At 61.1% G+C, this 21,530-nt stretch carries 24 protein-coding genes; 10 read left to right on the top strand and 14 right to left on the bottom strand.

The window, feature by feature from the left end; all coding sequences use genetic code 11:
* Window positions 1-20: 20 nt before the first annotated feature.
* The 4 genes from M5B98_RS20350 to M5B98_RS20335 all read right to left on the bottom strand — a co-directional run bounded on the left by M5B98_RS20350 (window position 21) and on the right by M5B98_RS20335 (window position 3,460).
* Entirely contained in the window at window positions 21-560 is a 540-nt protein-coding gene (locus tag M5B98_RS20350; protein ID WP_248743774.1) for a thiamine pyrophosphate-binding protein, read from the bottom strand.
* Entirely contained in the window at window positions 557-1,759 is a 1,203-nt protein-coding gene (locus tag M5B98_RS20345) for a PepSY-associated TM helix domain-containing protein (RefSeq protein ID WP_248743773.1), read from the bottom strand. The genes M5B98_RS20350 and M5B98_RS20345 overlap by 4 nt, the downstream gene beginning before the upstream one ends.
* Window positions 1,760-1,982: 223 nt before the next feature.
* The gene (locus M5B98_RS20340) at window positions 1,983-2,858 is read right to left on the bottom strand and encodes an alpha/beta fold hydrolase (protein ID WP_248743772.1); all 876 of its coding nucleotides are present in this window, start codon (window positions 2,856-2,858) and stop codon (window positions 1,983-1,985) included.
* 140 nt (window positions 2,859-2,998) lie between these two features.
* Window positions 2,999-3,460: a VOC family protein gene (locus M5B98_RS20335; RefSeq protein ID WP_248743771.1), complete on the bottom strand. Its 462-nt coding sequence runs from the start codon at window positions 3,458-3,460 to the stop codon at window positions 2,999-3,001.
* A gap of 259 nt (window positions 3,461-3,719) precedes the next feature.
* Between M5B98_RS20335 and M5B98_RS20330 the strand changes: the two genes are divergently transcribed.
* The 3 genes from M5B98_RS20330 to M5B98_RS20320 all read left to right on the top strand — a co-directional run bounded on the left by M5B98_RS20330 (window position 3,720) and on the right by M5B98_RS20320 (window position 6,445).
* Window positions 3,720-4,934: an SfnB family sulfur acquisition oxidoreductase gene (locus M5B98_RS20330; protein ID WP_248743770.1), complete on the top strand. Its 1,215-nt coding sequence runs from the start codon at window positions 3,720-3,722 to the stop codon at window positions 4,932-4,934.
* A gap of 2 nt (window positions 4,935-4,936) precedes the next feature.
* Window positions 4,937-5,602, top strand: coding sequence for a methionine ABC transporter permease (locus M5B98_RS20325; protein WP_248743769.1), 666 nt, complete (start codon window positions 4,937-4,939; stop codon window positions 5,600-5,602).
* A gap of 72 nt (window positions 5,603-5,674) precedes the next feature.
* A complete protein-coding gene (locus M5B98_RS20320; RefSeq protein WP_039770347.1) occupies window positions 5,675-6,445 on the top strand; it encodes a MetQ/NlpA family ABC transporter substrate-binding protein in 771 nt (256 codons plus the stop codon).
* A 36-nt stretch (window positions 6,446-6,481) separates the two neighbouring features.
* Here the strand turns inward: M5B98_RS20320 and soxR are convergent, their stop codons facing one another.
* Complete coding sequence (gene soxR, locus M5B98_RS20315; protein ID WP_248743768.1) at window positions 6,482-6,940, bottom strand: redox-sensitive transcriptional activator SoxR; 459 nt, start codon at window positions 6,938-6,940, stop codon at window positions 6,482-6,484.
* 90 nt (window positions 6,941-7,030) lie between these two features.
* Between soxR and M5B98_RS20310 the strand changes: the two genes are divergently transcribed.
* Window positions 7,031-7,396, top strand: a complete 366-nt coding sequence (locus M5B98_RS20310) for an antibiotic biosynthesis monooxygenase (protein ID WP_248743767.1) — start codon at window positions 7,031-7,033, stop codon at window positions 7,394-7,396.
* Here the strand turns inward: M5B98_RS20310 and M5B98_RS20305 are convergent.
* The 4 genes from M5B98_RS20305 to msuE are packed head-to-tail and all read right to left on the bottom strand — an operon-like array spanning window position 7,393 to window position 11,437.
* Window positions 7,393-8,496 (bottom strand): sigma-54 interaction domain-containing protein, encoded by a 1,104-nt coding sequence (locus tag M5B98_RS20305; RefSeq protein WP_085710689.1) that lies wholly within the window; start codon window positions 8,494-8,496, stop codon window positions 7,393-7,395. The genes M5B98_RS20310 and M5B98_RS20305 overlap by 4 nt on opposite strands.
* A gap of 23 nt (window positions 8,497-8,519) precedes the next feature.
* Complete coding sequence (locus M5B98_RS20300) at window positions 8,520-9,707, bottom strand: acyl-CoA dehydrogenase family protein (protein ID WP_248743766.1); 1,188 nt, start codon at window positions 9,705-9,707, stop codon at window positions 8,520-8,522.
* A gap of 10 nt (window positions 9,708-9,717) precedes the next feature.
* Complete coding sequence (gene ssuD, locus M5B98_RS20295; RefSeq protein ID WP_007955828.1) at window positions 9,718-10,863, bottom strand: FMNH2-dependent alkanesulfonate monooxygenase; 1,146 nt, start codon at window positions 10,861-10,863, stop codon at window positions 9,718-9,720.
* A gap of 10 nt (window positions 10,864-10,873) precedes the next feature.
* Complete coding sequence (gene msuE, locus M5B98_RS20290; protein WP_248743765.1) at window positions 10,874-11,437, bottom strand: FMN reductase; 564 nt, start codon at window positions 11,435-11,437, stop codon at window positions 10,874-10,876.
* A gap of 388 nt (window positions 11,438-11,825) precedes the next feature.
* On the opposite strand from msuE, the gene M5B98_RS20285 reads away from it, so the two are divergent.
* The 4 genes from M5B98_RS20285 (at window position 11,826) to M5B98_RS20270 (ending at window position 16,050) form a co-directional block, all read left to right on the top strand.
* Window positions 11,826-12,095: a hypothetical protein gene (locus tag M5B98_RS20285; protein ID WP_248743764.1), complete on the top strand. Its 270-nt coding sequence runs from the start codon at window positions 11,826-11,828 to the stop codon at window positions 12,093-12,095.
* 101 nt (window positions 12,096-12,196) lie between these two features.
* Window positions 12,197-12,811 (top strand): LysE family translocator, encoded by a 615-nt coding sequence (locus tag M5B98_RS20280; RefSeq protein WP_085710685.1) that lies wholly within the window; start codon window positions 12,197-12,199, stop codon window positions 12,809-12,811.
* Window positions 12,812-13,017: 206 nt separating this feature from the next.
* Window positions 13,018-14,184: an aminotransferase class V-fold PLP-dependent enzyme gene (locus tag M5B98_RS20275; RefSeq protein WP_248743763.1), complete on the top strand. Its 1,167-nt coding sequence runs from the start codon at window positions 13,018-13,020 to the stop codon at window positions 14,182-14,184.
* Between the two features lie 57 nt (window positions 14,185-14,241).
* Window positions 14,242-16,050 carry an aminopeptidase P family protein gene (locus M5B98_RS20270; RefSeq protein ID WP_248743762.1) on the top strand — a complete coding sequence of 603 codons (1,809 nt, stop codon included), beginning with the start codon at window positions 14,242-14,244 and terminating at the stop codon, window positions 16,048-16,050.
* On the opposite strand, the gene M5B98_RS20265 is transcribed toward M5B98_RS20270, so the two are convergent.
* Entirely contained in the window at window positions 16,043-16,951 is a 909-nt protein-coding gene (locus M5B98_RS20265) for a LysR family transcriptional regulator (RefSeq protein WP_248743761.1), read from the bottom strand. The genes M5B98_RS20270 and M5B98_RS20265 overlap by 8 nt on opposite strands.
* Window positions 16,952-17,063: 112 nt before the next feature.
* On the opposite strand from M5B98_RS20265, the gene M5B98_RS20260 reads away from it, so the two are divergent.
* Window positions 17,064-18,062: a zinc-dependent alcohol dehydrogenase family protein gene (locus M5B98_RS20260; protein ID WP_248743760.1), complete on the top strand. Its 999-nt coding sequence runs from the start codon at window positions 17,064-17,066 to the stop codon at window positions 18,060-18,062.
* Here M5B98_RS20260 and M5B98_RS20255 read toward each other — a convergent pair.
* Window positions 18,059-18,649 (bottom strand): 2-hydroxychromene-2-carboxylate isomerase, encoded by a 591-nt coding sequence (locus tag M5B98_RS20255; protein ID WP_248743759.1) that lies wholly within the window; start codon window positions 18,647-18,649, stop codon window positions 18,059-18,061. The genes M5B98_RS20260 and M5B98_RS20255 overlap by 4 nt on opposite strands.
* Before the next feature lie 33 nt (window positions 18,650-18,682).
* Entirely contained in the window at window positions 18,683-19,411 is a 729-nt protein-coding gene (locus M5B98_RS20250) for an SDR family oxidoreductase (RefSeq protein ID WP_248743758.1), read from the bottom strand.
* Window positions 19,412-19,503: 92 nt separating this feature from the next.
* Between M5B98_RS20250 and M5B98_RS20245 the strand changes: the two genes are divergently transcribed.
* Window positions 19,504-20,073 carry a TetR/AcrR family transcriptional regulator gene (locus M5B98_RS20245; RefSeq protein WP_248743757.1) on the top strand — a complete coding sequence of 190 codons (570 nt, stop codon included), beginning with the start codon at window positions 19,504-19,506 and terminating at the stop codon, window positions 20,071-20,073.
* Between the two features lie 10 nt (window positions 20,074-20,083).
* Here M5B98_RS20245 and M5B98_RS20240 read toward each other — a convergent pair whose 3' ends face one another.
* Both M5B98_RS20240 and rhtA read right to left on the bottom strand, forming a co-directional pair.
* On the bottom strand, window positions 20,084-20,365 hold the full coding sequence (locus M5B98_RS20240; protein WP_096821152.1) for a hypothetical protein: 282 nt from the start codon (window positions 20,363-20,365) through the stop codon (window positions 20,084-20,086).
* Between the two features lie 168 nt (window positions 20,366-20,533).
* Window positions 20,534-21,421, bottom strand: coding sequence for a threonine/homoserine exporter RhtA (gene rhtA / locus M5B98_RS20235; protein ID WP_248743756.1), 888 nt, complete (start codon window positions 21,419-21,421; stop codon window positions 20,534-20,536).
* Window positions 21,422-21,530: the final 109 nt, after the last annotated feature.

The raw sequence follows: 21,530 nt of genomic DNA, 5'->3' as shown, positions 1-21,530 counted from the left end.
GATCGGGTGGAAAGGGCGGCTCATGGTTTGGCTCCTTGTTTGTTCAGCCAGGCAAGGGTGGCGGGTGAGGCCTGGCTCAGCGGAATCGAGGCTTGGTGCATGCTGCCGTCCCAGCCTTCCATGGTGATCCACAGCTCGGCGTCGGCGGCGGTCTTTTCCGGCACCGGCAACCGGGTGCCCATGCGGTACGGCGTGCCGAAGAAAATCACGCCGGCAGCCCGCAGGCTGCGGGGTTTGCCGATGCGCAGGTAGGTCGCCTTGACGTGATCGATGCAGTCGTCGCAAAGGGCGGCGCTGAAGTCCTTCATGTAACCGGCAGGGCCGGTCAGGATCGGCGCCTGATTGCGCAGCTCCGCCAGACGCAGGCTCCAGGGACCGACCTGGATCTCGCCGATCTCCCGTTCGCCCAGTCCACTGTCGCCACGAAACAGCGAAGCATCGGCAAAGTACTTGGGCATGAACCCGAGCGGGATCAGCAACAGCAGGACATTGAGGTGGAATCGCCACTTGTGCCAGAACCGGCTCAGGCGCGAGGGTGATATTGCTTTGCTCTGGCTCACGGGCTCACCTCCGAAGGTTCCTGTCGGGAAGTCGAGCGTGGTATCGCCTTGCGGTTTCTCTTGTCTTCACGCTTGAGGGCGTTGAGCGTGGCCAGTGCGGTGCGTTTGGTCCAGATCAGCAGCCCGCTGAGGACCATCATGCTCAGCAGCAAACCAAAGAAGAACCAGATCAGTTTGATCCATATCCCGCCGAAATCGCCGGTGTGCAACGGACGCATGGATTCGGTGACGAATTCTACGGCCGACCGGTCGGACAGCAGGCGTGAGGCGGCAATCTCACCGTTGTAAGGATTGAGCGTGGCAGTCTGGAACATCAGCGGATACCAGCCGCGACCACCCACACTCATGTGGCTGTAGGCGTTGCCGGGCAGGCTGACGAAACTGGCTTCCAGCCCCGGGATTTTTGTCTGGGCGATCTCGATGGCCGAATCCAGGCTGATCTTTGGCGGGGGCGTGCCGTCGGCGGAGATCGGCACACTTTCACGGGACATGGCCGGAATGATCGGCTCGCTGGAAATCGAAATCTGAAAGTCGAACAGCAGGGCGCGGATCAGAAACCAGACCCCGGTGATGGAAATCACCGCGATGAACCAGATCGACCAGATACCGCTCAAGCGATGGAAGTCGCCCCAGAAGATTCGCGCGCCGTGGTTGAAGCGCAGGGTCGGACGGAAAAAGCCCTTCCAGAAGCGCTTGTACACCACCAGCCCGGTCACCAGCGACGCCAGCATCGGCAGCCCGAGGAACGACACCAGATACCAGCCCCAGCTGAAACCGTTGGTGAACGGCACCAGCCACCAGCCGTGCAAGGCGCGGGTGAAGGCCTTGAAGTCAAAGGTCGGCGCGGTGCCCTGGATGACCCCGGTGTACGGATTGACGTAGACCGTCAGCGAGCGGCCGTCGGGGTAGCTGACCTCGACGTCGAGGGCAAAGTGCGACTCGTCAGGCCGGCTGATGCTTTGCACCAGCGTCTGCGGTTCGGCTTTTTTGATTTCGGCGAGGATCTGGTCGTAACTCAGGCGCGGTGCGTCGTCCGACGGTGCGCTGGCGCGCATCTGCGGGTTGGCCAGCCAGACGATTTCCTGGCTGACGACTGCCAGGGTGCCGGTGACGCAGACAATCAGAACAAAAAACCAGATCGGCAACGCCAACCAGCTGTGTATGAGGAACCACAGTTTCGAGCGGGATTTCTTCGACATGATGACGGGTCTTGATTCAGTGAGGGGGCTCGGCGCTACGGGCTTCGCAGCACGGGAGTCCCTGAAGGGCCAGTCGTGGCTTTTGCCTACGCGACTGGCCCGCATCTCTATAAGACGGATGACTGAAGCAAATCCCGATGAAGGATATGAAAGTAAATGTTTCGCGACTGCAATCTCACCACGACGCCTAGTGGAATCGTGGTGAGCGGATGGGCGGGATGGTTCAGCGCAGGAACGGCAGTGCCTCGGCGAGCAACAGCTCGGGCACTTCTTCAGCGAGGTAATGCCCGGCGGGCAAGGACTTGCCACGCACGTCGATGGCCACCTGCTGCCATTCCCTGAGTGGATCGAAGCAACGACCGACCGTGCCTTCGGCGCCCCACAGCACCAGCAGCGGCAAGCTCAGGTGATGGCCGGCATCGAGGTCGGCGCGGTCGTGTTCCAGATCGATAGCGGCACTGGCCCGGTAGTCCTCGCAGATGCCGCGAGCGCTGCCGGGCAGGCTCAGGCATCGCAGGTACTCAGCGAACGCTTCGTCAGTGAACGGCTTGAGCCCGGCGCTGCGGCTGCCCATGACGCTGCGCAAATAGCCTTCGGGATCGGCCTCGATCAGGGTTTCCGGCAGCGGCGCGGGGCGGATCAGGAAAAACCAGTGCCAGTAGGCCCGGGCGAAGGCTTCGTTGGTCTGGCTGTACATTGCCAGGGTCGGCGCGATGTCCAGCAGCACCATGCGCTGCACGGCAGCAGGGTGATCGAGAGCCAGGCGATGGGCGACCCGGGCGCCACGGTCGTGGGCGAGGATCGAAAATTGCGTAAAGCCCAGCGCCTTCATCAGTTCCACGCCGTCGCGAGCCATTTCCCGTTTGGAATAGTGGGCGTGCCGCTCATCGGCCGGTGGTCGGCTGCTGTCGCCGTAACCGCGCAGGTCGGCAGCAACCACGGTGAAATGCTCGGCCAGTTGCTCGGCGACCTTGTGCCAGATGACGTGGGTCTGCGGGTGCCCGTGCAACAGCAGCAGGCCCGGGCCGCTGCCGCCGAGGCGATAAGTGATGTCCACGCCATTGACGTGGCGCTGGTCTTTGACGAATCCGGCAAACATCGGGGGTGATCCTTTATTCAGGCGGTTGGCCTGCATCCTGAAATCGCCGGGCGTTCATGACAAGGCGTGAAGCGTGGTTCGACGGTTCATGAATCGTGTTCACCCATCCCCGCGCGCGGCGCGGGAATGGAGAATCGTCGTTACTGAGCCTGCTGAAACATTGCCTTCGCCCGCTGTTCGATCTGCTCCTGGGTCAGGTCTTCCTTGCGCGTGGCCAGGAACCACAGATGCCCGTAAGGATCCTTCAACGTACCGCTGCGATCGCCGTAGAACTGATCCTTGACCTCGGACACTGCCTTCGCCCCGGCATCCAGTGCGCGCTGGAACGATTTGTCGACATCGGTCACGTACAGATGCAGACCGACGGACACGGCGCTGTCCGGGTTGCTCAATGGTCCCTGGTCGCAGGGTGTACCCAGCATGATCGCGCTGTCGCCGATGCGCAGTTCGCAGTGGCCGACGCGACCGTCAGGCATGCTCAGGCGCATGACTTCGGTGGCACCGAATGCTTTTTTATAGAAATCGATGGCCTCGGCGGCCTTATGGATGCCGAGATACGGGGTCACGCTGTGGTACCCCTCCGGGATGGGTTGGACGCTCATGGCGGTACTCCCTTTTTTTATGAGTGACTGAAGGTTTGCCTTCGCCGGGGTTGCCGGTCGCTCAACTATAGATCCGTCGCGCAGCCATGAACGAGTAGCCGACGAGCAGTGTTCAGCCATCGACAGTGAAGCAACAGAATGCGCGGGTTTTTATCGCCAGGATCTGTTGATAGCCGTTGAAAGCCGCGTCAGACAAGGGCTGCCAGTCAGGCACAGAAGCTGCAATGACCCGGTACAACACCGATACCGAGAGTCATCCATGTCTGAATCTGCCGTTTATCCGATCAACCCGCCGGCCGCCCATCGGATCGCCGACGACGCCGAAGCCTTGCGCGTGGCCGCACAGGTCGCCGCCGTTTTGCAGGAGCACGCCGCCGAGCGCGACCGCCACCGTGAAGTGCCTGCCGAAATCGTCGACCTGTATTCCAACAGTGGTCTGTGGGGCATCACCGTGCCGAAGGAATACGGCGGCGCGCAGGTGTCCTGTGCGGTGCTGGCGCAGGTGATCGCGATCATTTCCGCCGCCGATCCGTCCCTCGGGCAGATCCCGCAAAACCACTACTGCCTGCTCGAGGATATTCGCCTGCAAGGCACGCCCGCACAGCAGGCGCATTTTTTTGAACTGGCACTGCAAGGTCATCGCTTCGCCAATGCGCTGTCGGAAACCGGCGGCAAGAATGTGCAGGACATCCAGACCACGATCCGTCGTTATGGCGACGGCTTCGTGATCAACGGCCGCAAGGGCTACTGCACCGGTTCGCTCTACGCCCACTGGCTGGCGGTGCTGGCGCTGGATGAGGAACAGAAGGGCCAGTTGGCCTTCGTCGAGCGCGGCACAAAAGGGCTGGTGATCGTCGACGACTGGGACAGCATCGGCCAGCGCACCACGTCCAGCGGCACCGTGCTGGCGGAAGATCTTCACGTGGTGCCGTTCAATCTGTTCCCGACGTATCGCTCCTACGAGAGCCCGACCCTGGCCGGGCCGTTCGCCCAGTTGACCACTGCCGCCATCGACGCCGGCATTGCCCGGGCGGCGCTGCGGGACACGGTTGAGTTCGTCCGTCAGTTTGCCCGGCCATGGATCGACGCCGGGGTGGACAAGGCCAGCGAAGATCCGCTGACGATCATCCAGATCGGCGCACTGGAAATCCGTCTGGAAGCCGCCGAGGCGTTGCTGGAACGCGCCGGTCGGGCGCTCGACGCTGCGCGTCCGGCACCGGATGAAGACAACGTCGCGCTGGCCTCCCTCGCTGTGGCCAAGGCCAAAGTGCTGACCACCGAAATCGCCATCGAGGCCAGCAACAAGCTGTTCGAACTGGGCGGCACCCGTTCGACCCTGAAGAAGCACAACTTCGACCGCCACTGGCGCAACGCCCGGGTCCACACCCTGCATGACCCGGTGCGCTGGAAATACCACGTGGTCGGCAACTGGCTGCTCAACGGCGTCAAACCACCGCGTCACGACTGGTCCTGATCATGGCTGAGTGGTTCAAACATATTTACTGGGCCGACATCGCCCAGGCCTGTCTCGACACCCTGAGCATGCTCGGCGCGGCGCTGCTGTTCACGGTGTTGCTCGGCTTGCCGCTGGGGCTGCTGCTGTTTCTCACCGGCAAGCGCCAGTTGCATGAAACGGTCGGCGTGTACCGGGTGCTGTCGGTGATCGTGAACATGCTGCGTTCGCTGCCGTTCATCATTTTGCTGATCGTGCTGATTCCGCTGACCACGTTGCTGGTGGGCACGTCGCTGGGCGTGCCCGGGACCATTCCGCCGCTGGTGGTCGGTTGCACACCGTTCTTTGCGCGGCTGGTGGAAACCGCGTTGCGCGAAGTGGATCGCGGCGTGGTCGAGGCGACTCAGGCCATGGGCGCCAACACCTGGCAGATCATTCGCCACACCTTGTTGCCGGAAGCCCGCGGCGGGCTGCTGGCGGCGGTGACGGTGACCGCCATCGTGCTGGTGGATTACACGGCAATGGCCGGCGTGATCGGTGGCGGCGGGCTCGGCGATCTGGCGATCCGCTTCGGCTATCAGCGCTTTCAGACCGACGTGATGGTGGTCACCGTGGTGTTGCTGCTGATTCTGGTGCAGGCCCTGCAAATGTCCGGCGACCGTCTGGTGGCGCACTACAGCCGCCGCTGAAAAAACAGTTCATCCCATAAAGGCCCCACGTCCACCCCACGACGGCCACTCAAATCTGCCTTGGAGCAAACCATGAAAAAGACCCTGGCCGTTCTGGCTGCCGTGCTGTCGTTCGGCGCTCACGCCAACGAAAAACTGATCGTCGGTGCCACCCCGGTGCCGCACGCGGAAATCCTCGAGTTCGTCAAACCGACCCTGGCCAAGGAAGGCGTGGATCTGGACATCAAGGTCTTCACCGACTTCATCCAGCCCAACCAGCAACTGGCGCTGAAAAACCTCGACGCCAACTACTACCAGTACCGGCCGTTTCTTGATGATTTCAACAAGACCCGCCACACCGATCTGGTGCCGGTGGTCGGCGTGCACATCGAACCGTTCGGCGCCTACTCGACCAAGATCAAGAACATTTCGGAGCTGAAGGACGGCGCCAGTGTGTCGATCCCCAACGACCCGGTGAACACTGGTCGCGCCTTGGTGCTGTTGCACGAGGCGGGGCTGATCAAACTCAAGGATCCGAGCAACACTCTGGCCACCCAGCGCGACATCGTCGAAAACCCCAAGCACCTGAAAATCCGTGAACTGGAAGGCGCGTTGCTGGCCCGTTCCGTCAGCCAGGTGGACCTGGCCTTCGTGTTTGCCAACTACGCGCTGGAAGCCGGGATCGACACCAACAGTGCGCTGATCGTCGAGAAGGGCAAGAGCCTGTACATCGAGTTTCTGGTCGCGCGTCCCGACAACATCAACGATCCGGGCCTGCAGAAACTGGCCAAGGCGTTGAACTCCGATGAGGTGCGCCAGTTCATCCTGACCCGCTACAAAGGTCAGATTGCACCGGGCTTCTGATTGATCGATTCGACGGTTCCCATGCCGTGGGGACCGTCAATCCGGGACATCGAGAAAGTGCGCTCCCGGCCCTTGCTCGCCCAGCACATCGCCCTGATTGCGCAGCGGGCAGGCTTCCATCGACAGGCATCCGCAACCGATGCAACCGGTCAGCCGATCCCGCAGCAGCATCAATTGATTGATTCGTTCATCCAGCTCCCGCCGCCACTGTTCCGACAACACTTTCCAGTCCGCCGCCGTTGGCGCGCGGTTGTCCGGCAACTGTTTCAGCGCCTCGCCGATTTCCGCCAGGGGAATGCCCAGCCGTTGCGCCACCTTGATCAGCGCCACCCGCCGCAGCACTTCCCGTGGATAACGGCGCTGATTGCCGGCATTGCGCTGGCTTTTGATCAAGCCTTTGGATTCATAGAAATGCAGGGCGGTAACGGCGACACCACTGCGGGCCGCGACTTCGCCGACGGTGAGTTGCCTGTGCAATTTTTCCGCTGTGACCATTTGAAAATTGCCCCTTGACCTCTAGTTAACTCGAGGTTTTACCCTGCAGGCCTTCGAATCGCAAGATTCGCCTGACCGAGTGGGGGCGTTATGCAAGTCACAGCGAAAAACCGCAGCTTTACCCAATTGATTGAATTCGAAATCGAGCCCGGCCAGCAACCGGCGCTGGTCTCGGCGCTGATTGTGCAGACCGAGCATCTGGCCCAGCGTTACGCCGGTTTCGTCAGCGCCAGCGTCCAGGCCAGCGACGATGGCCGGCGGGTGTTGGGTTTCCTGCAATGGCGATCCCGCGAGGCGGGGGAGGCGGCGTTCCAGAGTTTTGAAACCGGCGAGCAGGATTTCTGGCAGTTGATCCGCACCCATCAGGCGCGAACCGTGACCTTCGGTTCATTCCAGGTGCTGAGCAGCATCGCCCGCAGTCACGACGATGGCTTGCACTGTCAGTTGGTGGGTTAAATCGACAGCTGGATCAGGCGCTCGCCCTGCAGGTTTTCCGTGGGCCGCCGCTTGTTCACCGCCAGTTCGCCGATCTTGATCAGCCGCGTGCGGGTCACATTGCGGCTCAGGCCGAGCAACGCGGCAGTGTGCACCTGATTGTAGTGGCAGAAGCGATAGGCCGAACGCAGCAACGCGTCCTCGACCTTTTCATGCAGCGCGCCGGCCTGTTGTTCGAAGAGTTTCTGGAAGGCGCGTTCGAGCAGCGCTTCCGGTGAATCGTCGACGCTGCCGTGCTGATCGTCGGGACGGTCGATGCGCAGGTTCGACAGGCGCAGGTCGTCGCGTTCGATCACGCCGTTGCGGCAAATCAGCAGCGTGTGGTGGATGACGTTTTCCAGTTCGCGGATGTTGCCCGGCCAGCTGTAGCCGCGCAGTTTGTGCTCGGCGCCGGGGCTGATGGTGATGCGCCCGTAACCCAGACGCTGACTGTAGGCTTCGATGAAATGCCGGGTCAGCGGCAGGATATCGCCGGGCCGCTCGCGCAACGGGCTCAGTTCCAGATTGACCACGTTCAGGCGGTAATATAGATCCTCACGGAAATGCCCGGCGTTGATGGCTTTCTCCAGTTGCACGTTGGTCGCAGCGAGCACCCGCACATCGATGGGAATGCTCTTGCGTGAGCCCAATCGCACCACTTCGCGCTCCTGCAACACCCGCAGCAATTTGACCTGGATCGCCATCGGCAAATCGCCGATCTCATCGAGGAACAAGGTGCCGCCATCCGCCTCTTCGAACCACCCGGCCTTGGCACTGAGGGCGCCGGTGAAGGCGCCTTTTTCATGGCCGAACAATTCGGCTTCCACCAGCGATTCGGAAAACGCCCCGCAGTTCACCGCAATGAACGGCCGATTGCGCCGGTTGCTCAGGTTATGGATGTGCCGCGCCACCAGCTCCTTGCCGGTGCCGGTTTCGCCGATGATCAGCACGCTGGCTTCGCTCGGCGCGACTTGTTGCAGATGCGCGAGCAGGGCCTGGGATTTCGGGTCTTCGAACACCTGGGCAGTGGCGCGGATCGAAGTGGCCAGAGCGGGTGAGGGCGGCAGGGTCAGCAGTTGCATGGGGCTCGCTCCACGAAAGGAAATCAGGAATAGAACGTCGGCACCGGCAGGGCCTGGTTCAGCGCCCAGTCGCCCAGCTCATGGAGTTTGTAATCCAGCGGGTCGTGCAGGGTTTGCGTGCGCAGGTTGCGCCAGTGGCGGTCGAGGCGCAGCGAAGCATGAGTCGAGCGGGCACCGGTGACTTCGAACAGTCGGCTGCAAATCTCCAGGCCCTGGCGACTGGCGGCGACCTTGGCCGTGGCAATTGCCGTGGCCAGGTGACCGCGCTCTTCGGCGCTGAGGCTCGGGCCTTTGGCCCAGGCCTCGTCGAGCAATGCAGCGGCGCGTTCCACCAGCAGACGGATGCCTTCGAGGGCGACCCAGAATTCGCCGTAATGGGCCAGCACATAAGGGTCTTCGCGCACCTCGCGCACCGAAGATTTGTGCCAGACCCGGGTTTCGCTGAGGGTGTATTGCCGCGCCTCTTCAAAGGCCCCTTCGGCGATGCCGAGAAACAAGTGGGTGAACGTCAGTTGCGCGATCAACGGGCGCAGGCAGGCGAGTGGTGTGCTTAAAGGGCCCGGATCCAGCAGCAGTTCCGATTCCTCGACCCGCACCCGTTCGAACGTGGCGCTGCCGCTGTCGGTCTGGCGCTGGCCGATGTTGTTCCAGTCGTTGTGCAGGGTGATGCCGCTGCGGCCGCTGGGGATCGCCGCGATCAGCAGTTTGCCGCCGTTGCTTTCGTCCACCGCCGAGGCGATCAGCATCTGCGAATCGCTGGCGCCGGAGCAGAAGCTTTTCTTGCCGGAAAACTCGCGCCAGCCGCCCAGGTCCTTGACCACGGTGCGGGTGTCCAGCGGATTGAGCGCGTTGCCCCAGAACCAGTTCTGCCGCGCGGTCTGCTCAAACCACGGCTGCCATTGTTCGGGGCGGGAAAACAGCCGCACGGTGGCCAGCATCAAATGATGAAAGCCGAAGACGTGGGCGATCGAGCTGTCGACCTTGGCGAACTCGCGCACGACTTCCAGGGTTTCGCTCCAGCGCGCGCCGAGGCCGCCGTAACGGGTGGGAATGCTCAGGGCCAGCAGTCCGCTGTCGCGCAGGGCATCGCGTTCGGCTTTTGGCGTGCCGCCGCGTTCGTCGCGCTCGACGGCGGTCAGGGCGAATTCGGCGGCCAGTTGTCGGGCGGTCTGCAACGGGGAGAGCAGGGTGCTTTGCGGTTTGGCAGTCACTCGGTCTTCCTCAGGCGTTGGCTTTGGCGGGCAGAACATCGTTGGCGATCATTTCGCCAAACGGCCCGGTGAGATTGGTGACGCCGCGCCCGGCCAAGCTTGCATACGGCTCGGGCAACAGCGGGAAGACCAGCTCGGCAAAGCGGTAGGCCTCTTCGAGATGCGGGTAACCGGAAAAGATGAAGCTCTCGATGCCCAGGTCTGCGTACTCCTTGATCCGCGCCGCCACTTGCTGCGGATCGCCGACCAATGCAGTGCCGGCCCCGCCGCGCACCAGGCCGACGCCGGCCCACAGGTTGGGGGCGATTTCCAGGTTGTCGCGGCGCCCGTCGTGCAGGGCGGCCATGCGTCGCTGGCCTTCGGAATCGAAGCGCGAGAAGGATTTCTGCGCGGCCTCGATGGTTTCGTCGCTGATGTGCTCGATCAGTTTGTCGGCGGCTTTCCAGGCTTCTTCGGCGGTCTCGCGCACGATCACGTGCAGGCGAATGCCGAACTTCACCTTGCGTCCGTGACGGGCGGCGCGTTCACGCACGTCGGCGAGTTTTTCGGCGACGGCGGCCGGCGGTTCGCCCCAGGTCAGGTACACGTCGACCTGCTCGGCGGCCAGATCGTGGGCCGCGTCGGAGGAACCGCCGAAGTACAGCGGCGGGTAGGGTTTCTGCACCGGTGGATACAGGGCCTTGGCGTTTTGTACCTTCAGGTGTTTGCCTTCGAAATCCACCGCCTCGCCTTGCAACACGCGGCGCCAGATTTTGAGGAATTCATCGGTGACTTCGTAGCGCTCGCTGTGGCTGAGGAAACTGCCGTCGCCACGATTTTCGTCCGGGTCGCCGCCGGTCACGACGTTGATCAGCAAGCGGCCGTTGGACAGTCGATCCAGGGTGGCGGCCATGCGCGCAGAGACCGTCGGCGAGATGATCCCCGGACGGATCGCCACCAGATAACGCAGGCGTTCGGTCAACGGCACCAGCGCCGAGGCGATCACCCACGAGTCTTCGCAGGAACGCCCGGTAGGAATCAGCACACCGTGGTAACCGAGGCTGTCGGCGGCTTGCGCAACCTGTTTCAGGTAATTGAGGGTGACCGGGCGCGCGCCTTGGGTGGTGCCCAGATAGTGACCGTCGCCGTGGGTCGGCAGGAACCAGAAAACATCCATGAACAGCTCCTTAAGCGATTTTCAGCAACGGTTTGATGTGAGCACCGAACAGCGGCGCGGCGCGTTCGGCGGCCAGACGGATGCGCGCTTTTAGCGGCTCGCTGGTGATCTGGTAATCGGCGAAGTCGGCCTCGGTGGCGTACACGCCGATCGGCAGGGTCACGGCCTGGAAGAAACTGAACAGCGGGCGCAACTGGTGATCGAGGACCAGCGCATGGCGTTCGCTGCCACCGGTGGCGGCGAGCAGCACAGGGGTGTCGATCAGCGCATTCAGGTCGATCAGGTCGAACAAGTGCTTGAGCAACCCTGGATAGGAACCGCGATACACCGGCGCCGCGACGATCAGCAGATCAGCCTGTTCGATGGCTTGCAGCTCGGCTTCGATCTCGGCCGGCAGTTCCTGACGGGACAGTGCGGCGCCGAGCGGGCGGGCGATGTCGCCGAGTTCGATCAAGTGACTCTCGACGGGCAAGTGCCCGGACAATTCGGTCAGCAGGGCCTGGGTCAGCACCAGGGTGCGCGATGGACGCCAGGTTCCGCCGGACAGGGCGACGACTTTCAGTGGACGCGACATGGTCAGTTCCTTTTTCAACAGTTGCTCGGCGAGCAGTGAGTATTCACTGGAGCAGAGCAAGCGCTGTACCAATTCCTGTAAGGCCCGTATTCCGGGGCTTTGAGCGTTGTCGACGGCTGTGCTTGTGTGACTTTCGGGCCGGTTTGTTGAACCGCTGTTGCCTGGGGAACAGTTGCTGGAGCAACAGTGCCGAACGCGATGAAGGATTTATAAGGGCTGGCTGTTATTCCGCAAAAGACTGTTAATTGATATTGATAGATCTTTTATGAATATTTGAAGCTGACGTGTCGGAAACCTGATAGCCACTATTGAGAGCGTTGATTTCTGCCGGAACGTGCCCGGGCGTAGCCTTTCTCCATCGACCCACACTGCTCGCCAGGATGCTCCCATGAATCGTTTACTGACTGTTTCGCTGATGCTCGCTGTCTCCGTTCTCGCCGGTTGCGCGAGCCACGTTTCCCCGGAACTTCGCCCCTACACGGCGGAAGAAACTCGCGAACTGGCCCTCGAAAGCCTGAACCGCCGCGGCTTGTCCTTCGAGGAATATCAGGTGAAAAAAGCCGAATTGCTCGGTCAGCCGCAGAAGCCTTTCGGGTTTGATAACAAGGGTGAAATGAGCGCCGAGCGGGCCGTACAGCTGCACGGTCGTCCTAGCTGATCCGCAACTGTACTGCTCGAAGTTTTACCCAACTGTCCGTGGGTTTGCGCAGCGCCGTGGGATAGGGTCAACACCTGAATGACCCTGACGGACTGCCTGCCATGACCCTCTCGCTCGACCTGTTGCTGGGCTTTGCCCTGTTTGCCCTTGTCACCTCGATCACACCGGGGCCGAATAACACCATGTTGCTGGCATCGGGCGTGAATTTCGGCTTTAACCGCACCATCCCCCATATGCTCGGCATTACCTGCGGCTTCTTTGTGCTGGTGGTGGCGGTGGGTTTTGGTCTGGGCGCGGTGTTCCAGACTTATCCACTTCTTTACACAGTTCTGCGTTACGTCGGTGCGGCGTACTTGCTGTATCTGGCTTGGAAAATCGCCCATTCCGGCCCGGTCGGCGAAAGCGAATCCGGCGAGGCGAAACCGATCAGCTACCTCGGCGCAGCGGCCTTCCAGTGGGTCAATCCCAAGGCGTGGATCATGGCCATCGGTGCCATCAGTACTTACACGCCGATGCAGGGTTATTTCACCAACGTGATCGTGATTGCGGCGGTGTTCGCCATCATCAACCTGCCGAGCGTCGGCGTCTGGGCGGCGTGCGGGACCTTGCTGCGCAACGTGCTCAAGGATCGTCGCTGGTTGCGGGTGTTCAACTGGGGCATGGCGGCGCTGCTGGTGATTTCGCTGTATCCGTTACTCCTTGAAAGCTTTAGCTGACGCAGTGCTACAACCGCCGGCCCGATGCCTGTTAAAGTCGCGTTCAGGAGCGTTCCTACGCACTTTTAAATGAAGTTGTTCTTCTTTAACGGCATCCGATCAGGTATTGATGACGCTCTCGAACCCGGACGCGGCTCACAAGGCTGCGTCGTGCCGTTTGTAGACACGAGCTTCCTGATCCCGGAACACGCTCTGCGAGTCTTTTTATGAACACACGTCCGCTGTATTTCGATTACGCCGCCACCACCCCGGTGGACGAGCGGGTCATCCAGGTGATGATCGAGTGTCTGGGTTTCAACGGTAACTTCGGCAACCCGGCCTCCAGTTCCCACGCCTTCGGCCAGCAGGCCCGGCAAACGGTCGAGAATGCTCGCCGGCAAGTCGCCGAACTGGTCGGCGCCCAGGCGCAACAGATTGTCTGGACCTCCGGCGCCACTGAATCCAACAACCTTGCCCTCAAGGGCGTCGCCCAGGCCCGCGGCGTGTCCGGTGGCCACATCATCACCAGTCAGATCGAACACAAAGCCATCCTCGACACCGCCCGGCAATTGCAGGACGCAGGTGTTGCGGTGACTTATCTGGTGCCGGACGCCGAAGGCCTGATCACCGCGCAAGCGGTCAGCGAAGCAATGCGCGAAGACACCTTTCTGGTGTCGCTGATGCTGGTCAACAACGAACTCGGCACCGTCAACGACATCCCGGCCATCGGCGAAGTGGTGCGCGGTCGCGAGGCGCTGTTCCATGTCGATGCTGCCCAGGGCGCCGGCAAGGTCGCGATCGATCTCGCGCAATGGCCGGTGGACCTGATGTCGTTCTCGGCGCACAAACTCTACGGCCCCAAAGGTATCGGCGCGCTATACGTCGGCCCTCGGGCGCAGCAGCGTTTGCAGGCGCAGATTCACGGTGGCGGCCACGAGGGCGGCTTGCGTTCCGGTACGCTGGCGACGCATCAGATCGCCGCGATGGGCTCGGCGTTTGCCCTGGCCGCCGAGGCTTTCAATGACGAGAAGAAAACCATCGTCGCGCTGCGCGAGCGACTGCTCGAACAACTGTTGAACCTGCCCGGCGTGCGGCTCAACGGCAGCAGCACCCAACGTATCCCGCACACCCTGAGCCTGACCTTCAGCGAAGGCGAGTTCAACCCGGCTGCATTGAGCCATTCGATCGCGTTTTCCGCGACCTCGGCCTGCAATTCCGCGAGCAACACACCGTCCCACGTGCTGCTGGCATTGGGGCACGACGCGCATCTGGCGGGGCGTACCATTCGCCTGAGCCTCGGCCGTTTCACCACCGCCGAGGACGTCGACAAGGCTGTAGATCTGATCAAGACCGCCTGCGCCAGTGCTCCGGCATTCTGGGCGACAGGGCTTTAACGAGCCGGCTTCGAACGGCACCGAACAATAACGATGAAGTGATTGGCAGGAGACACGATGAGTACCCAGACTTTGACCGAAGGAACGGTTCCCCAGCGCCTGGCGCACACCCGCGAACTGATGCGTCGCGAAGGCATTCACGCACTGTTGGTGCCGTCCGCCGACCCGCACCTTTCGGAATACCTGCCGGGTTACTGGCAGGGGCGGCAGTGGTTGTCGGGTTTCCATGGCTCAGTGGGGACATTGATTGTCACCACCGATTTCGCCGGGGTCTGGGCCGACAGTCGTTACTGGGAACAGGCGACCAAGGAACTCAAGGGCAGCGGCATCGAACTGGTGAAGCTGCAACCGGGTCAGCCGAGCCCGCTCGACTGGCTCGCCGAGCAGACACCGGAAGGTGGCGTGGTCGCCGTCGATGGCGCGGTCATGGCCGTGGCGTCGGCGCGGACCCTGGGCAGCAAGCTCGAAGCGCGGGGCGCCAGCCTGCGTACCGACCTCGACCTGTTGAACGCAGTCTGGAGCGACCGTCCGGGTCTGCCGAACGCGCCGATCTATCAACACTTGCCGCCGCAGGCGACCGTCAGCCGTGGCGAGAAACTCGCCCAGTTGCGTGAAGCCCTGCAGGAACGCGGCGCCGACTGGCACTTCATCGCCACCCTCGACGACATCGCCTGGCTGTTCAACCTGCGTGGCGGCGATGTGTCGTTCAACCCGGTATTTGTTTCCTTCGCGCTGATCAGCCAGCAACAAGCCACGCTGTTTGTCGCACTGAGCAAGGTCGATGCAGAGTTGCGTGCCGTATTGGAAAAAGACGGCGTGACCCTGCGCGACTACAGCGAAGTCGCTGATGCCCTGCGTGCAATTCCGAACGGCGCGAGCCTGCTGGTGGATCCGGCGCGGGTGACCAGCGGCCTGCTGGGCAACCTCGACAGCGGTGTGAAACTGGTCGAAGGCCTGAATCCGACCACATTGGCCAAATCACAAAAAAGCCCGGCGGATGCCGAGCACATTCGTCAGGCGATGGAGCAGGACGGCGCAGCACTGTGCGAGTTTTTCACTTGGCTGGAATCGGCCTGGGGCCGCGAGTGCATTACCGAGCTGACCATTGACGAGAAACTCACGGCGGCCCGTGAGCGTCGTCCGGATTATGTGTCGCTGAGTTTCAACACCATCGCTGCGTACAACGCCAACGGTGCGATGCCGCACTACCACGCCACCCCGGAAGAGCACGCGGTGATCGAGGGTGACGGCTTGCTGCTGATCGATTCCGGTGGCCAATATCTGGGCGGTACCACCGACATCACACGCATGGTGGCGGTCGGTACGCCGAGCGCAGAACAGAAACGTGACTGCACCCGCGTGTTGAAGGGTGTGATCGCATTGTCCCGCGCGCATTTCCCGAAAGGCATTCTGTCGCCGCTGCTGGATGCGATTGCCCGTGCGCCGATCTGGGCCGAAAACGTGGATTACGGCCATGGCACCGGTCACGGCGTAGGTTATTTCCTCAATGTGCACGAAGGTCCGCAGGTGATCGCCTATCAGGCTGCGCCTGCGCCGCAAACCGCCATGCAACCGGGGATGATCACCTCCATCGAACCGGGTACTTACCGTCCGGGTCGCTGGGGTGTGCGGATCGAGAACCTGGCAATGAACGTAGTTGCCGGAAGCAGTGAGTTCGGCGAGTTCCTCAAGTTCGAAACCCTGACCCTGTGCCCGATCGACACCCGTTGCCTGGAACCGTCCTTGCTCACGCAGGAAGAGAAGCAGTGGTTCAACGCCTATCACGCCGAAGTGCGCGAGCGTTTGAGCCCGTTGCTCAGCGGTGAGGCACTGGCGTGGTTGAATACTCGCACTGCCGCTATTTGATGGGTTGAAGCTCGGGCGCTGCTGCCAGCGCCCGGGTCATGTACTCGACAAACGCGTTGACCCTGGCGGACTGACGACGGTTCGCCGGGGACACGGCGTGTATCGGCAGTGATCGGGTCTGGTAGTCCTGCAACAGGGCGATCACTCGACCGGCCTTCAAGTCCTCGCTGAACAGCCAGACCGGTGACAGCGAAATCCCTAATCCTCCCAATACCATCTCGCGGATCGCCTCGGAGTTGTTGCTCTGGGCATTGCCTTTGATGCGCACCTCGTGATGCTGGCCGTCCTTTTCGTAAGCCCACAGGTTTTGCGATTCGAGCAGGTTGAATTGCAGGCAGTTGTGCTGCGCCAGATCCTGCGGCGATTGCGGATGTTCATGGCGTTGCAGATAGACAGGTGCTGCAACGGTGACGCGGTGAGTGGTGCCGATGCGACGGGCGATCATGCTGCTGTCATTCAACTCGCCGATGCGCAGGCTGACATCCAGGCCTTCGCTGACCAGATCCAGATTCTGATCGTTGAGGTGCAGGTCGATCTGAATCTGTGGGTATAGCTTGAGAAAATCGGGGAGTCTTGGAGCGATCTGCAGGCGGCCGAAACTGACTGATGAGCCGATGCGTAACGTCCCGGCGACTGTTTCCCGACCGGACTGGAAACTGTGTTCGGCAGCATCCACCGCTGCAAGAATATTCCGGCATTCGTTGTAGTACCGCTGACCTTCATCGGTCAGCGACAGCTTGCGCGTACTGCGGGCAATCAGCTTGCCGCCCAGCTGGGTTTCCAGGGCGCGCAGAACCTTGCTGATGGTGGGTTGGGTGGTTTGCAGCTCCCGGGCCACGGCGGAAAAACTACCGCGCTCGACCACCCGGACGAAGATTGCCATTGCGTTGAGCTTGTCCACGGAGTGCCTCATTCATGCCGGATTGGCATGATCACTATAGTCATTCGGCGTCTTATCGGCATGAGTCGGTTGGGAGAGCATGGCTTCACTTTCTCCCACAGGAATGACCGAAATGACTGACTCACTGCACATGCGCGCGCTGATGGTGGACACCGCTAACAGTCCGCTACGCTTGGTTTCCCTTGAACGTCCCGTGGCGGGTGTTGGACAGGTATTGGTACGGATCAAGGCTAGTGGTGTAAATCCGCTGGATCTGAAAATCCGTGCCGGGCAGGCCGCCCATGCTCGACAGCCGTTGCCGGCGGTGTTGGGGCTGGATCTGTCGGGTGTGATTGAAGCGGTGGGTGAGGGCGTGCAGGGCTGGGCGCCGGGCGATGAGGTTTATGCGTTGGCGACCGGCATTGGCGGCGTGCAGGGTTCGCTGGCGGAATTTGCGGTGGTTGATGCGCGGCTTCTGGCGCGTAAACCGGTAAATCTGAGCATGCGCGAGGCCGCTGGTTTGCCGCTGGTACTGATTACTGCCTGGGAAGGCCTGGTTGATCGGGCACGAGTGAGTGCCGGGCAAAAGGTATTGATTCACGGCGGTGCGGGTGGCGTCGGGCATGTGGCGGTGCAAATTGCCCACGCATTCGGTGCCGAGGTTTTTGCGACGGGGTCTGCGGGGCAGCGCGGGATAATTGAAGGTTTTGGCGCAACGTTCATTGATTACCGAGAGATGTCGGTCGAGGACTATGTTCGCGAGTACACGGCGGGGGAGGGGTTCGATATCGTTTATGACACGGTCGGCGGTGAAACGCTGGATGCGTCCTTCAAGGCTGCGCGCATCTACCACGGGCATGTCCTGAGTTGCCTGGGCTGGGGGCAGCATAGTCTGGCGCCGCTGTCCTTTCGCGGCGCGACCTACTCAGGCGTGTTTACCTTGATGCCTCTGCTGACCGGGAAGGGTGGAGAGCACCATGGTGAGATTTTGCGTCAGACCGCGTTGTTAATTGAGGCTGGGAAGGTGAAGCCGCTGCTCGATGCGCGTCGGTTCACGCTTGAATCAGCCGGCGAGGCCCATGAGCTGCTTTCGTCGAAAGCAGCCCGGGGACGTCTGGTGGTAGAGATCTAGCGCAGGGCTTCTTCGACGAAGTCGAGCCGGTCCTGACCGAAGAACAACTGATTATCGATGAACATGCTCGGTGCACCGAAGACGCCACGTTTCACGGCTACCTCGGTGTTGTCCTTGAGGGCAGTCTTGACCGCTTCATCATTGGTCAATGCCAGTACCTGCTCAGGATTGAAGCCATGTTCGGTCAGCACCGCTGCAACCGTTGCCGGTTCATCGAGGCTGCGACCCTCAACCCACAACGCTTTGAACAGGCAGTCGATGAACGCGTGGAAGCGCTCCGGATGGCGCAATTGAATGCCGGTCACCGCCCGCATCAGCATCAGGGTATTGATCGGAAAGTGCGGGTTGAATTTCAGGGGGACGCCGTAGCGCTTGGCGTAGCGGTCCAGGTCCTGAAACATGTAGCGGCCCTTGGCCGGGATCATCGCCGGTGAGGCGTTGCCGGTGGCCTTGAACACGCCGCCCAGCAGCATCGGGATATAAGTCAGCTGGCTGCCGGTCTTGGCGCAGATTCCTGGCAGCTGGGTGTACGCCAGATAGGTGGCGGGGCTGCCGAGGTCGAAGTAGAACTCCACGGTTTTGCTCATGCTTGCTGCACTCATTGTTGTTATTGGGAGGGGTTACCAGCGTTCGTTCCAGGGACGCAGGTCCAGCTCGAAAGTCCAGGCGTCCCTTGGCTGGCTGTGCAGGTACCAATAGTTCTCGGCGATGTGCTCGGGATTGAGAATACCGTCCTGATCCTTGGTGGCGTATTTGTCGGGGAAATTGCTGCGGATGAAGTCGGTGTCGATGGCGCCGTCGACCACGATGTGGGCGACGTGAATGTTCATCGGACCGAGTTCCCGGGCCATGCTTTGCGCCAGTGCGCGGATGCCATGTTTGGCGCCGGCGAATGCGGCAAAACCGGAAGCGCCACGCAGCCCGGCGGTAGCACCGGTGAACAGAATGGTGCCGCGCTGGCGGGTGACCATGCGCTTGGCGACTTCGCGGGCATTGAGGAATCCGGAGAAACAGGCCATTTCCCAGATCTTGAAATACTTGCGTGCCGTTTCTTCGAGAATGCTGCAAGGCACATTGGCGCCGATGTTGAAAACGAATGCTTCGATCGGACCGAGGCGGTTTTCGATATCTTCGATCAGCGCAATCACGTCTTCTTCCTTGCGCGCATCGCAAGCAAAACCGTGGGCTTCGCCGCCGTCTGCCTGGATGGCTTCCACCAATGGCTGTAATTTGTCGGCACTGCGTCGTGTGACGCAAGCGATGAAACCTTCCTTGGCGAACCGCTTGGCAATGGCGCTGCCCGTGGCGTCACCTGCACCTACAACCAATACGACCTTCTTGTTATTCATGGGTGGATCCCTTTAGTAAACGATCGTTAAGTGAACGAACGTTATGCTAGGATTTGCCCAGCGTCAAGGCAGTCCATTGCGAGGGCAAATACATGCGGTACTCCGCCGGTCACAAACTTGAAACCAAGGAAAAACTGCTGCAAAGCAGTTCGCTGTCTGCGAAAAAAACCGGTTTTTCAACCATGGGCGTCGACGGACTGATGAAGGCGATCGGCCTCAGTGGCGCGGCTTTCTACAGCCATTTCTCATCCAAGGATGCGTTGTTCGCGGCTATCGTCGAGCGCGAGTTGTGCCAGAGCCTGGAGCGGCTGGGCGGGCGGGGTGAGCAGGATCGTGAAAGGTTGGAGCGGTGCCTGAAGCTGTATCTGAACATGGCTCATGTCGAGCAACCTGAGCTGGGTTGCGCGTTACCGGCATTGGGCGCCGAGATTGCGCGCTCGGATGTCGTCGTGCGAGAACAGGCCGAGCTGTGGATTTGTCGGCTTCAGGAAAGTTGGGCGCAGATTCTGGAGAGCGACAGCCTGGCCTGGGCGATTCTGTCGCAATGTGTCGGGGCATTGGTGGTGGCGCGGATGTTGGCATCCCCGCAGATTCAGCAGCGGGTGCTCGAATCCAGTCTCGAAGAGATTGGCCGCCAGCTCGCCGTTCAGCGAGCACAATAACGGCGATGGCTTATTTGCAGATGACAATCATGCTTCGGCTGGTATAGCCGGCGGGGTTGAGGCCGAAGGGATAATCACCCGGCTCCTCCACCGCATCCCCGGATTTGGCGATGACTTTGTAACCTTTTGGCGCGCAGGAGTTGGCGGCACTGGTGTAGCACTTGTCCCAGGAAGAGGAGAGCCCTGAACAGTTGATGTGCAGCCCTTTTTTGCCGTGCTTTACCTGAGCCTTGGAGGTCGCCGCGCATCCCGAAATGGCGAGTACGGCGATCAGTATCAAAATTCGTTTCATTACCGTCCTTATAGCGGCCTCGAGTCTGGCGCTCGGGTCTGCCTGCATTCGCTCTCGCTTGACGCGTTCCGATGTCCCTATCCGAAAAAGTCCATATCTGGCACTGAGTTGCGAGGCTAAACATGGCCTAAATGAGCGGCAAATGCCAGACCTTCGTTACAACCGCTTTCAATCCGCCGCAATCACGGGCTTGGCGTGGCTGCCCATGGTCATTGTTGCACCGACGGAAGCCAGAATAATGCACAGGATGGCCATCCATTGTGACAAGGAGAGATATTCCTGCAGGAACAGCAGCCCCGATAGCGCACCAAATGCCGGCTCAATGCTCATCAGCGTACCGAAAGTACGAGCGGGCATACGGGTGAGGGCGACCATTTCCAGGGTGTAGGGCAGGGCGGTGGAAAGTATTGCGACACCAATGGCTATCGGGATCAATGACGGCGTCAGCAATGCGGCGCCGGCGTGGAAGATCCCGATGGGCGCGACGAAGAGGGCTGCGATCATCACGCCCAGTGCTGCGGTCGTCACGCCGTTGTCAGCGCCAGCCTTCTGACCGAAGAGAATGTAGAGGGCCCAGCAAACACCAGCGCCCAGCGCATAGGCCACACCGGTAAGGTCGAGACCCGCTGTCGCTGCACCTGTTGGTATCAATAGCAGCAACCCGACGGCGGCGAGGGCAATCCAGAGGAAGTCGATTGCACGACGGGAGGCGTAGATGGCGACGGCCAGCGGCCCGGTGAACTCCAGCGCGACCGCAATGCCGAGCGGCACGGTACGCAAGGACATATAGAAGAGGAAGTTCATGCCGCCCAGCGCCATCCCGTACACGATCACGGTTCGTAGCGATCTGGCCGTCAGCTTTGCCCTCCAGGGTCTCAGCAATAGCAGCATGATCACACTGGCGAACATCAGGCGTAGCGTCGTTGTGCCTTGGGCGCCCACGATGGGGAACATGCTTTTGGCCAGAGACGCGCCTGACTGGATCGATGCCATGGCGATCAATATCAGGCCAACCGGAAACAGGATGGATACAAGACTGCGGGGTTGGTCGTTCATTGCGCGGCATCGTCCGATAGTAAAGGCAGTAGAGGGCACTAAATGAGTGATGGGCAATATACTGCGCATTCGCTGGTGTTGCGTCTATATATAAGCGGGCTTTTTGAGT

Origin of the sequence: Pseudomonas sp. MWU12-3088, from assembly GCF_023242405.1 — a bacterium.
Lineage (GTDB): Bacteria > Pseudomonadota > Gammaproteobacteria > Pseudomonadales > Pseudomonadaceae > Aquipseudomonas > Aquipseudomonas kribbensis.
The sequence above is the reverse complement of the archived record's forward strand: the minus strand, read 5'-3'. Positions and strand labels throughout refer to the sequence as shown.

Bases quoted from the DNA above. Each gene is read 5' to 3' on its own strand.
- M5B98_RS20260 (WP_248743760.1), top strand. From the start codon at position 17,064: ATGACTGACTCACTGCACATGCGCGCGCTGATGGTGGACACCGCTAAC.
- ssuD (WP_007955828.1), bottom strand. From the start codon at position 10,863: ATGGATGTTTTCTGGTTCCTGCCGACCCACGGCGACGGTCACTATCTG.
- M5B98_RS20305 (WP_085710689.1), bottom strand. From the start codon at position 8,496: ATGCAACTGCTGACCCTGCCGCCCTCACCCGCTCTGGCCACTTCGATC.
- M5B98_RS20345 (WP_248743773.1), bottom strand. From the start codon at position 1,759: ATGTCGAAGAAATCCCGCTCGAAACTGTGGTTCCTCATACACAGCTGG.
- rhtA (WP_248743756.1), bottom strand. From the start codon at position 21,421: ATGAACGACCAACCCCGCAGTCTTGTATCCATCCTGTTTCCGGTTGGC.
- M5B98_RS20330 (WP_248743770.1), top strand. From the start codon at position 3,720: ATGTCTGAATCTGCCGTTTATCCGATCAACCCGCCGGCCGCCCATCGG.
- M5B98_RS20270 (WP_248743762.1), top strand. From the start codon at position 14,242: ATGAGTACCCAGACTTTGACCGAAGGAACGGTTCCCCAGCGCCTGGCG.
- M5B98_RS20325 (WP_248743769.1), top strand. From the start codon at position 4,937: ATGGCTGAGTGGTTCAAACATATTTACTGGGCCGACATCGCCCAGGCC.
- M5B98_RS20310 (WP_248743767.1), top strand. From the start codon at position 7,031: ATGCAAGTCACAGCGAAAAACCGCAGCTTTACCCAATTGATTGAATTC.
- M5B98_RS20275 (WP_248743763.1), top strand. From the start codon at position 13,018: ATGAACACACGTCCGCTGTATTTCGATTACGCCGCCACCACCCCGGTG.
- soxR (WP_248743768.1), bottom strand. From the start codon at position 6,940: ATGGTCACAGCGGAAAAATTGCACAGGCAACTCACCGTCGGCGAAGTC.
- M5B98_RS20335 (WP_248743771.1), bottom strand. From the start codon at position 3,460: ATGAGCGTCCAACCCATCCCGGAGGGGTACCACAGCGTGACCCCGTAT.
- M5B98_RS20245 (WP_248743757.1), top strand. From the start codon at position 19,504: ATGCGGTACTCCGCCGGTCACAAACTTGAAACCAAGGAAAAACTGCTG.
- M5B98_RS20280 (WP_085710685.1), top strand. From the start codon at position 12,197: ATGACCCTCTCGCTCGACCTGTTGCTGGGCTTTGCCCTGTTTGCCCTT.
- M5B98_RS20285 (WP_248743764.1), top strand. From the start codon at position 11,826: ATGAATCGTTTACTGACTGTTTCGCTGATGCTCGCTGTCTCCGTTCTC.
- M5B98_RS20250 (WP_248743758.1), bottom strand. From the start codon at position 19,411: ATGAATAACAAGAAGGTCGTATTGGTTGTAGGTGCAGGTGACGCCACG.
- M5B98_RS20320 (WP_039770347.1), top strand. From the start codon at position 5,675: ATGAAAAAGACCCTGGCCGTTCTGGCTGCCGTGCTGTCGTTCGGCGCT.
- M5B98_RS20240 (WP_096821152.1), bottom strand. From the start codon at position 20,365: ATGAAACGAATTTTGATACTGATCGCCGTACTCGCCATTTCGGGATGC.
- M5B98_RS20255 (WP_248743759.1), bottom strand. From the start codon at position 18,649: ATGAGCAAAACCGTGGAGTTCTACTTCGACCTCGGCAGCCCCGCCACC.
- msuE (WP_248743765.1), bottom strand. From the start codon at position 11,437: ATGTCGCGTCCACTGAAAGTCGTCGCCCTGTCCGGCGGAACCTGGCGT.
- M5B98_RS20340 (WP_248743772.1), bottom strand. From the start codon at position 2,858: ATGTTTGCCGGATTCGTCAAAGACCAGCGCCACGTCAATGGCGTGGAC.